This is a genomic window from Rubritalea sp. (genome assembly GCF_039830215.1).
GTDB lineage: Bacteria > Verrucomicrobiota > Verrucomicrobiia > Verrucomicrobiales > Akkermansiaceae > Rubritalea.
In genome coordinates this window covers 1-11,171 of the sequence record NZ_JBDOPO010000009.1, presented here as the reverse complement: position 1 = coordinate 11,171, position 11,171 = coordinate 1, and the positions used below count along the sequence as shown (strand labels likewise).

Genomic DNA, 11,171 nt, shown 5'->3' with positions numbered 1-11,171 from the left:
GACGGCACTACAAAGGAATACAAGATGCAGCAGCAGTATACGAGCATCGAACAAGGCCGTCACAGCAGGTATGAATTGCTGCAATATGCAGGCAACCAATACAAGAATGAAGAGGCTAATGTGGTATCGAATCACTGGTTCACTGATGCCCGAGCAGGACGAATACGGTATCTAAGGCCGCGAAGTCTACTGCAGGTTTCACCAGTGCTTCCGCATCAATAGCACCCACCTCTGAAGACACAACGGTACCGAGGTTGATATTAGCGGGAAAGAGTCCGCCACGGCCTGTCGTGACGACAGTGGATCCGGGTTTTATCTTAGCCTCTTTGGACAGATAGCGCAGACGGAGCATTGGTGTGTCTCCATGTTGCGCGCGCTGACCGCTGAGGATGCCAACTTCTTGAGATCCTTTTATCTTTGCAGATACTTGGCACTTCTCATCAGTCAGCAAAATCACGGTGGAGGTCTCGTTGTTCGGTCGGTCTACCTTGCCAACGAGGCCTTCTGCAGCGAGCACAGGAAGCTGGGCTTCCACCTTATGCTCTAGCCCACGATCTATGGTGATGGTCTCCCACCATGTCGCAGGCTTGCGGCGTATGAGTTTTGCAGCTTTTACGCTGAAAGGGGAACGTTGCTGGAACTTGAGCGCAGAACGTAGTTGAATGTTTTCTTCTTCGAGCTTTCGAAGGTGGGACGCTTCAGTACGAAGCTTCACCAGCTCAGCCTCTGCCGCATCAAGCTTGGCAATGACTGTCTTTGAGTGTTCTACTTCGTCGGTGAAGGCTCTCGCCTTGGTCTCTAAAGTGGCACCACTCTTTAAAAATGGGCCGACGGCTGCGTAGTAGGTCCGCTGAATCTGGCGCACACCTTCCTCGCTGCGAGTTAGCGCCCAGGCGACTCCCGCAAGGAATAAAAGAAGGGTGATGAGATTCAGTGGCTTCATGTGCTACGAATTATATCGACCACGCGATTTGGATTGACCTGAGACATTGAGACGCTCGACGTCTAGCTGAGTGTCAAAAATGGAAGGTCTAGTTAGCAAAGTCTTGTGGCTTTGTAGAAAAGTTAGTCCATGTTGGTCACGCGGCGCAGAAGATTGATCTCTTGTAGAGACTTTCCTGTTCCTTCGGCCACGGCACTGAGGGGATCGTCCGCGATATGAACCGGCAGCCCGGTTTCTTCCTTGAGACGTTTGTCGAGCCCCTTGAGTAGAGCTCCACCACCAGCGAGAACGAGTCCACGGTCAACCAAGTCTGCAGCCAATTCTGGTGGGCAGCGCTCAAGCGTCGTCCGGACAGCATCTATGATAGTCGCCACTGGGTCAGAGATTGCTTCACGGATCTCTTCAGAAGAAATTTTCATCGTCTTAGGAAGCCCCGCAACGAGGTCGCGGCCCTTTACTTCCATAGTGATTTCCTTTGGAAGTGGGTAGGCTGAGCCAAGGCGGATCTTTATCTCTTCAGCAGTGCGCTCACCAATCATCAGATTGTAGGCGCGCTTCATGTAGGAAATGATGGCTTCGTCGATTTCGTCACCAGCGGTGCGGACTGATCGGCTGTAAACAATACCAGCGAGCGAGACCAGAGCGACCTCAGTTGTGCCACCACCGATGTCGACAATCATATTTCCTGATGCGTCCTGTACCGGAAGTCCCACGCCAATTGCCGCTGCCATTGGCTCTTCGATGAGGAAAACCTCACGTGCGCCAGCTTGCTCAGCAGACTCCCGCACAGCACGGCGTTCCACCTCGGTGATACCTGAGGGCACCGCTATCACCACACGTGGATTAGAGCGGCGTCGGTTGTTTGCCTTGCGAATGAAGTGGCGAAGCATGGCTTCTGTGACTTCGAAGTCGGCGATGACCCCATCCTTGAGAGGGCGGATCGCAACGATGTCACCTGGAGTACGGCCGAGCATGCGTTTGGCGTCGTCACCCACAGCTAGCACGTGGTTAGTACCCGCTTTGACTGCAACAACAGAGGGTTCACGCAGCACGATGCCTTGGTCTTTAATGGTTACGAGTGTGTTTGCAGTGCCTAGATCGATCCCGATATCTCGGGAGCGCCAGCCAAAAAATTTTGCGAACATTAATGTTTAAAAGTTATGAATTGCTAAAAATGGGAAAAGGGTGCGGCCTGAGCCATCATTATGCTACGCAGGTCACGTGGCCTAACTGTCAGAAGAAAAGTGAGAATACTCTGATGCTGGTAGGACTATTTACCAGTAACCGCCAAGGTCAAGCGGATAGTGGGGCGATGCCTCCAGTTTCCGGCCTGAACGAGGGGGGCGGCGCCCAAAATGAGAAAAGTTTGAAAGGGCTGGAGTGATGAAGCAGCTTTACCATGAATGCCGCGTATTTTGACGAATCGGAAAAAGCTAGGTTAGGTGCAGAGCTTTCTACCGCGATGCATAGGAAATAGGGCAAAATCCTTTAGGCCCTATCTAAGCTAAATACCCTTTAGGGTGCGAGTCGCACGACATAGCTCTGAGGATGGCTCGGCTTGACTCGCGTGACATGGCTTCCTCGTTCTCAGCACACAGAAACATTTCTCTCTTTGAACCACACGAATTTCGCGATTTGGCCGGTAGGAAAGTTTATTCGAAAATGTCTGGTTAGTCTGATTCTGCAACCTCAGCGCTGTTCATCCCTGGGCGATGCGTTGAAAAAGTGAACCGATAAGAAGGTGGGCCAGATCGCAGTTAAGAAGTAGACGAGAAACTGGTGCCATCTGCTGAAGTTTTCAAGATTCCTTTAGGGGTTCTTCTATTTTTAAAGTGACGTTTAACCCGTCGAGAGTGATATTTGGGGGTGTGGGGAGAGAGTTTGTGATCGCTTTGGCCTTTTTATGAAAAGCGGCAGCCGAATCGGCAGACTTCCAGCTGAGTGTCCAACTGGTACTGGCTGATTTTCCACCCTCGGTGCTGATGGTGAGAGTGTCGCTGTGGTAGGCCTTTAGGGCGGTTATGAGCTCCTGTTCGCTGGGTTCTAGCTGAGCGAGGAAGCCTTTGATTGTGAGGGCTCCTAGCTGGGTGGAGAGTTGGATTGATTCGCCTTCCTGTGGGGTGAATGGAGTTTCGCTTGGTGGAATGCCTAGAAGGAGACTTTGGCAGCTAGTATCAGTCGAGCGAATGGCGAGATCGATGGCTTGTTTGTTTGGTAGTCTAGCGAGGTAGTCTTTGCCGAATTGATTAGGGAAGGTGGTGATGAAGCGAACGAGTGGTGGGAGGGCGCTAAAGAGCTCTTGGGCTTCGACGCTTGCGGAGCTGTCGATGAAGCCAATGTTGCGGGCTTGGATGGCGTAAAAGCGGTCTTGCAGCATGGAGGCACGGCCGCGGTGGAGCGCTAGGTAGCTGAAGAATTGGTCGTCGGTGAGTGGATTTGGCAGCGGTGCGTGTTGCTCCAGTAACGCGATGGCGAGCAGGCGAATGAGACCAGCTTGGTGGTGGACGTTCTCGCTGTCATAGTGTGGGGTAAGCAATATTTCTGCCGAACTATGATCGTAGACTCCTATGGCACCAGTGGTCTCGGCGGCGATGATTTGGCCGATAAAGTTCTGATTAGGAGGCAGGATGCCTAGCACGTCGTAGGCATAGCTGCGGATTTCTAGCCCAACCTCGCCAAAGGCTCCGAGCCAAAGTTGTCCAGCAGCTTCACGCATCGCGTCTTCACTGCGCATGAGAGCAATCGGAGGAGTCCGAAAACTGAGGCTAAGATCTTTTTCGACGAATCTGAGTAAGCCATCCTCTATATCAATCGGTGAGTCTGCAGCGATCAGAGCACGCAGTGAGGCGTTGTCTCTGCGCAATTGGTCGAGCTCGGTCTCTAGTTCAACGATGTATTCTTGCGCGCTAGCAGACTTGACTGGTTCGCCATCCGCGACTCTAGAAAGTGTATGCTGAACGTAGAGGTAAGAGCCTAAAAAGAGAGCTCCAAAAATGAGGACGAATAGTTGAATGTAGGGACGCATAGAAGCTATTTACCGAGCGGTTTGGCGTTCGGATTTACTGGGACTCTTTTGAATGGGTCGCGGTCGTGGTCGCTGCCTTTATCTTTATTGCGGTTGAGCCAACCCATTAGTTCTTCAGATGTTCGGCCGGCTTGGGAGGTGAACGTGATTGGGGCACTGCGTTCGCCTTGAGCTGTGTAGTGGTAGCGAGTGGCTCGCACGGGTTCTTCCTTGCTTGGGTCTTTTGGGTTGGTGCGTCTGACGCGGGCGTCGTACATGTTTTCAGCGATCAGTCGGCCGCTGTCTGCGTGGTATCCGTATACCACGCGGAAAAGTTTCGTGTTTTTCCCATCGTAAATGGCGCCACTGCGGAGGTTGCCAAATTTGTCGCGTCGGTAGATCGTGCGAGTGCGAGTTACTTGCTCGCCATTAGCTGTCTCGACATAGGTGCGTTTGACCAAGGTTGTGTTCCCTGGATCACGCTTAAATTCAGTGGTCGAGCCATCTCGATTTTTTGTAATTCGGGCTAGGTGCTTTGACTTGCTGGTGCTTTTTCCTTGCGCTTCCAACGGTGTTTGGAGGCAGGCGTAGACAGCGAGCATCAGGGTGAGGATGCGAGGGATCGTGGTCATGTCGAGTAGGTAAGCGATAATTTCGTCAGCTTTCAAGTTTTCAGTTTGCCAGAGTGAGGTAGAATGTCTTACTAACATCATGCGCTGGAAAACACGACGTCGAGTAGTCGACTTCACAGAGAAGGGTCTGATCATGGGTATTCTCAACGTGACCCCCGATTCTTTTTCTGATGGGGGTAGCTTTGTAGAGCCTCAGCAAGCCGTTGGGCATGCTATAGGGATGTTGCAGGATGGGGCCACAATTATCGATATTGGTGGCGAGTCGACCCGACCAGGAGCTCCAAAAATTTCTGAAAAAGAAGAACTAGCGCGCGTGCTTCCGGTGATCCGTGCTCTACGAGAGGTGAGTGATTGTCTTATCTCGATTGATACGAGTAAGGCCGAAGTTGCGCGCCAAGCGATCATAGAGGGTGTGGACATTGTCAATGATGTCACAGGTCTGATGGGGGATGTGAGTATGTCCAAAGTCTGTGCGAAAGAAGACGTGGGAGTGATTGTCATGCATATGCAGGGGAGGCCTGATACTATGCAGGACAAACCTAGGTATGAGGATGTGCTGCGAGAGGTGAGAAGATTTTTTGAAGAACGCTATAGAACTCTGGTGAAATTAGGAGTGAATCCACAGTCGATTTGTTTTGATCCAGGTATAGGTTTCGGCAAAACGGTAGAGCATAACCTACAGATCCTTCACGGGCTCTCCTCCTTGCAAGTGAATGATCGACCTCTGATGTTGGGAGTTTCTCGTAAATCAATGATCGGCTCAGTGCTCGGCCTGGACGCAGCGGAGGAGCGCGACACGGGAACAGTAGCTCTGACGAGTCTTGGACGGATGGCCGGTGCTAAATTGCACAGGGTCCACGAAATTAAGGGAAACTTCAAGGCGATGCGCATGGCTGAAGCCGTGTTGAATGTGGATTCCCTATAGAGAACCAAAAAAGCCTGCTGATTTTCTCGGCAGGCTTTGACGTGATTTATCTCGCTGAGAAGTGTGAGCTAGAAAGCTTCTTCAATCAGCTTCTCAAGCTTTACGATGTCCGCTGAGAATTTACGGATTCCTTCAGCAGTTTTTTCTGAGGCCATTGCGTCTTCGTTGAGGGCGAATCGGAATGCTTTTTCATCGTAAGACATGCGGGCGATGGCGCTTTGCTTGGCTGTGGACTGGTTGATTTTTTCCTCGATTTCACCTGTGGTGTTTTGCAAGTCTTCCAGCAGGTCAGGGCTAATTGTCAATAGATCGCAGCCAGCGAGCTCAGTGATCTGGCTGGTATTTCGGAAGGACGCTCCCATGACCTCGGTCTTGTAACCAAATTTTTTGTAGTAGTTGTAAATTTCTTGTACAGAGTGGACGCCTGGATCAGCTGCTCCTGTGTATTCCTGGCCAGTTTTAGCTTTATACCAATCATAAATGCGGCCAACAAATGGTGAGATAAGCTGCACCTTAGCCTCTGCGCAGGCGACAGCTTGAGCGAGCGAGAATAAGAGGGTGAGGTTACAGTGAATCCCTTCTTTCTCAAGTTCCTCCGCTGCCTTGATCCCTTCCCACGTGGATGCTATTTTGATCAGTACTCGATCACGAGAAACTCCTTCATTTTCGTAGGCGGAAATCAATTCACGAGCCTTATCGATTGTTCCTTGTGTATCGAAAGAAAGTCGAGCGTCGACCTCTGTGGAGACGCGGCCAGGAACGATCTTTAAAATTTCCAGTCCAAATAGAACGAGAGTTCGATCAATGATAGCCTCAGTGGTGACAGCCCCAGAAGCTCGGACTTCACTGACGGCCTGATCAAGTAAAGGTCTGTATTTAGGCTTAGTGACTGCTGAAAGAATTAGAGAAGGATTAGTCGTGGCATCCTGCGGTAGGTACTCGCGCATGGCTTCGAAGTCACCAGTGTCAGCTACAATTGTAGTGTATTTCTTTAAACTATTAAGGTTATTGGACATATTGTCAGTCTATATAATGTGGGGTTTATCAACAACGAGTTACTGTGTCAGCAACCAAGGCTGCAAGTGTTAAACGGCGGATGTGAGTATGATCTGTAGGATCTGAGCGCTTATTTAATTACTTTGTGATCTCTGTGCCGATACCTGAGTTAGTGAAAATCTCTAGCAGTAGGGAGTGGGCTTGGCGTCCGTCGATAAAGTGAACTTTGTCGACTCCGTTGTTCAACGCATCGAGGGCAGAATTAATTTTGGGGATCATGCCGCCTGAAATTGTGCCGTCGTTCATAAGAGCTGAGGCACTTTCGGGATTGATAGAGGGAATGAGCGTCTCAGGTTTGGATGGGTCTTGCATGAGGCCTGGGACGTCCGATAGATAGATGAGCTTTGCGGCACGTAAATCTTTCGCTAGCGCAGCGGCTGCGAGGTCTGCATTGACGTTGAGGGGCTTGCCGGTTCCAAGTTCGGAGGCGAGCGGAGAGATGACTGGCACTATATTCGCATTGAGTGCTTCCTGCATTTTCTCTTTTTGGGAGCCAACGACCTGACCGACGCGGCCGATATCGACGCGCTCGCCGTCGCCGTTGATGCCTTTGATCCGCTCACCTATAAAAACGTCTGTACCTGGTACTCCGACGGCCTTGCCGCCGAATTCGCGGAGCATCTCGACGAGGCTTGGGTTCAGTGTGTCGGTGAGAGTTTTCTCAACGATAGAAATTGCTTCAGGTGAAGTGACGCGGAAGCCTCCGATGAATTCGGCTTTGAGTCCAGCGTCAGCCATGGCTGCTGAGATAGCTTTACCGCCGCCGTGGACAATGACTGGATTGACGCCTACGACTTCGAGGAAGACAATATCACGCATGACTTGCTTGACCAATTCTGGGTTTTCCATGGCGGATCCCCCCATTTTGATGAGGAAGGTTTGTCCCCGGAATGCTTGAAGGTATGGAAGGGCTTCGATCAGAGTGGCGGCTTTTGCGGTAAAGGCTTCGATGGACATGGTGGTGTATGAATGAGGATTATGCCAGTGCTCGGTGGGCAGGTTTGGCGAGGATGATGCTTAGAAGCCATCCTGTGAGCAATGTGAGAGTATGAATTGAAACTGGGCTCCAGTATTGGAGAGCGTGGTAGAGAATGAGGAAGATGAACCAAATGGAGAATAGGCTGATAAGGAATGCCGTGTTACGGCGCAGTTTGCTGTAGGCTAGTAGCCAAGCAGATACAATTGCTATGCCGACAACGAGGATGCATTCGAGCCAGATGGGAAGGCGCTTCAATTTCTCAGCGCCTGATACACGGGGGGTATAGGCTAGCTGTGATAGCTTAAAGTAAGGATCGCCGATGGCTTCAAATTCGGAGGATTTAACTCCCGTGGCTGTGAGAATGGCATTTTTCTGGGTAGCACCAATAATACTAGATTCTCCACTTAAAGCTGAGGTACTTTGGCGGGCGGGCGTTTTAGCTATAAAATTAGGGTCTGGATGGAAATGGCCAAATGAATCTATAGGGATGATATTGCCTGAGTTACCTATGCGAATGTATTCACCAGAGTGAACTATGAGTTGGTTAGGGGTGATTTTACTCTTCTGCATCAGAGCTAAGAGGACAGATGAAAACACGATCCTGTCACCCCAGCGGGCAGCCATAGGTAGTGATTCATTGGGCTTTTCTGATTCTAGTACATTGAAGCCAGCGTACGTATTCTTTGGGAAGTCAATATTCTGGCTAATGCCTAGGCTGTTGACCACGGGGAATCGCTCAGCACCACCGATGACTTCGGATGCAGGAATAGAGGCCATTATGAAAGATGGGGGCAAGGGCTCAGAGCTGAGAGCGCGCCGTAACGGTGCCGTGACGACCACGCTGTCGAAGCTACGCATGGCTGTGGCTAGCGTGTTGTTTTCTTCTGGCTCCAGCTCAGGCCAGTGTAGATGAGTGCTCAAAAAAATGCGTTTCACCCCTTGATCCTTGAGGTTGTGTAAGGTGATGGCAAGGTCGGCAGGATGGTATAAGCCGAAGGCGTTGACTTGCTCTGGGTCATCATCAATTTGACAGATAACGTAATCCAGAGCCGAATGATCTGGATGGGCTATTTTGCGGATGATTCGGTCTCTTGTTTCTCCTATGGTGCTGTCCTCGATTTTTCCTCCAATAGCGAAAATCTCATTTCTGACTGGTGATACTAGGTTGTCGACCCAGAGTAGTTTGCCAGTTGGTTGCCATATATATAGCGCCAGAGAACCCACCAGAGTAGAGATGAGTACAATGAATGCCTGAGCTATTCGGACAAGTGACAAGTGACAAGTGGCTGGTTGATTGGTGGCTTAGTATTTTTCCTTAGCAATATCGAGTACTGGCTGAATGGCGTGCTCCACATCGGTACCACGTATCACGTCAGAAAGTAAACGACATGCAGCTGGGATGTGCTGCTCGAACCATTCTTCACCTCTGTTTGAGACAAGGTTGCCGTAGGCTCCTAGCGCTTGCATAAGGCGCTGAGTTGCACATTTTTTGAATATGTCATCGATCGGGCGTTCCTCGCTGACGTCTTCCCACAAATCGAGGATTTTCTCACGTTCTTCGGCGGAGTGCTCCATGTAGGGATCGAAAATGAGTGAAGCGAGATCGTATTCCTGACGGCCACGGCGCATCCCTTGAAAATCAATGAGATAGGCTTCATTGTCTTTTACTATGATGTTCTGTGACTGAAAGTCACGATGCACGAGATGGCGTACTGAAGCTCCGAGAGAAGTAGCCATCTTTTTGATGGCTGGATCATTGCGCAATAGCGCGGTTTCCCCACTACTCATGCCTAAATAGATTTCAGCAAAGTTATCGTAAAAGTAGTCTTGCTCCCAAGTATACAGGTCAGAAGTGAAGGGTGGCTGGAATTCGAGATCTTTTGGGGCGCGAGTGTAAAAGAGCTTGTCGAGCTGGGTCAGGGCGGAGCGGTAGACTGGCTCACGTACTTCCCATGGTTCATTTTTTAGCGATAGTAGATCGACTTGACCGAGGTCTTCTATCAAAGCACAACGCCGGCCAGTGTTATCGTAAAGGACTTCAGGCACATTGAGCCTCGCGTTTTTAAGAAATACTGAAACGGGGAGATAGTTTGCGTTATCGGCACGTTCTAGTGTGTAATAGATACCTATGTAGGTCGGGAAGCCCTTTGGCAAAATACGCACGATGGTGCGGCCTGAACCTCCTTTGACGATGGGTTCAATAATGACCGAGTGCGTAGGCTCAAGCTTTAGATGGGCACGAGTTGCGGTAAGGAGGGTGTCTGTAGGCATAGCTAAAAGGTTTTAGAACTCTTCATTGAGATGGTGTCCTTCTGCTTGAGTGCGAACAATGCAACCGTCTAAAACGGCTTGTTCGGCTACTCTTGCGGATGGCCATACAATGGTGTTGCGAAGTTTTGCGCCCTTTTCAATCACACAATTCGGTCCAATGAAACAGGAATTTAGATCAATTTTAGCGCAGGGCGCAATTTTAGCGCTCGGATGGATCGATGGTTGTAGTTCTACTCCTTGTGGATCTAGGTGAGCTGCAAGGTATTCTTCGCGAGTGCCTAGGTCTTTCCATTGGGCCCCATCGGAAATGTGTGCTCCAATTTTTCCTTGCTCAGCTAGGGCTAGAAAGGCGGGGACGATAGAAATTTTTTTATTGGCAGGGATTAAATCGAGTATTTCAGGCTCGATGATATAGATGCCAGTGAATTGGTGCGTTCCTGGATGTAGTTCGCGCGCGTGGCGTAGATCTATCACTTTGTCGCCCTCAACGGCCACATTGCAGTTCGGCCCATCTGAGAAAAGTGCCAGCGTAGCCACATTCCCTGATGACTGATGGTTTAGAATCAAACTATGTAGATCTAAGTTCGTTAGAATGTCGCCATTATAAACGAGTAAAGGCTCATCTCCTATCCAATCAGCGATGTTCTTAATGCCTCCTCCAGTTTCTAAAAGTACAGATTCTTTAAAGAAATCCAGCGACGCTGATTCAAATTTCTTATCAGGAAATGCCAGTAACCATTCTTCTGCTAGGTGGTGCGTGTTTATGGCAAATGAGTCGACTCCAGCCGCGATGCAGTGACGTAAGGCCTGGTTTATGAGTGGCTCGTGGTAGTATGGAATTAGGGGTTTGGGGAGTGTTTCAGTTAGGGGGCGCAGTCGAGTGCCGAGTCCGGCTCCGAGGATGAAGGCTTTGTGTAAGTCGCTCACGGGCGGTACTCTGAGTGCTAAATCGTCATTTGTGAAGAACTGATAATATCTAAAAGTGATTGAATCAGCCGTGTATTCGACGCCTTAAGAAAGGTTTCTATTAAAATGTTTGTTTTGCCGTTTCATTAGGCCTTACATATTCAAACTTAAGCCTCCCCCAAAATATGAAAACTTTGTGAGACTTCTCATCAAGAGGTCAGCTTAAAGCTAGAGAGTGTACTCTTTGGTGTTTGTTTTCTAATAGTCACACTATTTGGAGTGCAGAAGTGGTGATGCAGAAGGCTATAGTCGGCTGACTCAATAGGTGAAGGTATGGGCTGAGGCATGGCAATGGGGTTGCCTATTGTAGTAGATAGCGTGTTTGATATAACACGTTACGAACAATAGATTAATAGTAATCCATAGCTAGCTGTTGAGTCTGGACTTCAAATATG

Annotated in this window: 10 protein-coding genes; 1 reads left to right on the top strand and 9 read right to left on the bottom strand. The window is 49.8% G+C overall.

All coding sequences use genetic code 11. The features are described from left to right. Positions 1 to 139: 139 nt before the first annotated feature. The 4 genes from mreC to ABGY95_RS00280 all read right to left on the bottom strand — a co-directional run bounded on the left by mreC (position 140) and on the right by ABGY95_RS00280 (position 4,615). Entirely contained in the window at positions 140 to 943 is an 804-nt protein-coding gene (mreC, locus tag ABGY95_RS00295) for a rod shape-determining protein MreC (protein WP_347439682.1), read from the bottom strand. Between the two features lie 122 nt (positions 944 to 1,065). Further along, positions 1,066 to 2,088: a rod shape-determining protein gene (locus ABGY95_RS00290; protein ID WP_347439681.1), complete on the bottom strand. Its 1,023-nt coding sequence runs from the start codon at positions 2,086 to 2,088 to the stop codon at positions 1,066 to 1,068. A gap of 653 nt (positions 2,089 to 2,741) precedes the next feature. Further along, positions 2,742 to 3,968 (bottom strand): hypothetical protein, encoded by a 1,227-nt coding sequence (locus tag ABGY95_RS00285; RefSeq protein ID WP_347439680.1) that lies wholly within the window; start codon positions 3,966 to 3,968, stop codon positions 2,742 to 2,744. A 5-nt stretch (positions 3,969 to 3,973) separates the two neighbouring features. After that, complete coding sequence (locus tag ABGY95_RS00280; protein ID WP_347439679.1) at positions 3,974 to 4,615, bottom strand: hypothetical protein; 642 nt, start codon at positions 4,613 to 4,615, stop codon at positions 3,974 to 3,976. 43 nt (positions 4,616 to 4,658) lie between these two features. Here ABGY95_RS00280 and folP point away from each other — a divergent pair, with 43 nt between their 5' ends. After that, a complete protein-coding gene (gene folP / locus ABGY95_RS00275; RefSeq protein WP_347439678.1) occupies positions 4,659 to 5,504 on the top strand; it encodes a dihydropteroate synthase in 846 nt (281 codons plus the stop codon). 68 nt (positions 5,505 to 5,572) lie between these two features. Here the strand turns inward: folP and tal are convergent, their stop codons facing one another. From tal to ABGY95_RS00250, 5 genes are all read right to left on the bottom strand, one after another. After that, complete coding sequence (gene tal / locus ABGY95_RS00270; protein WP_347439677.1) at positions 5,573 to 6,520, bottom strand: transaldolase; 948 nt, start codon at positions 6,518 to 6,520, stop codon at positions 5,573 to 5,575. 118 nt (positions 6,521 to 6,638) lie between these two features. Continuing rightward, positions 6,639 to 7,517 carry an acetylglutamate kinase gene (gene argB, locus ABGY95_RS00265; protein ID WP_347439676.1) on the bottom strand — a complete coding sequence of 293 codons (879 nt, stop codon included), beginning with the start codon at positions 7,515 to 7,517 and terminating at the stop codon, positions 6,639 to 6,641. 19 nt (positions 7,518 to 7,536) lie between these two features. Continuing rightward, a complete protein-coding gene (locus ABGY95_RS00260) occupies positions 7,537 to 8,814 on the bottom strand; it encodes a hypothetical protein (protein WP_347439675.1) in 1,278 nt (425 codons plus the stop codon). Positions 8,815 to 8,841: 27 nt separating this feature from the next. Beyond that, on the bottom strand, positions 8,842 to 9,810 hold the full coding sequence (locus ABGY95_RS00255; protein WP_347439674.1) for a phosphotransferase: 969 nt from the start codon (positions 9,808 to 9,810) through the stop codon (positions 8,842 to 8,844). A gap of 12 nt (positions 9,811 to 9,822) precedes the next feature. Then, complete coding sequence (locus ABGY95_RS00250) at positions 9,823 to 10,737, bottom strand: sugar phosphate nucleotidyltransferase (protein ID WP_347439673.1); 915 nt, start codon at positions 10,735 to 10,737, stop codon at positions 9,823 to 9,825. Positions 10,738 to 11,171: the final 434 nt, after the last annotated feature.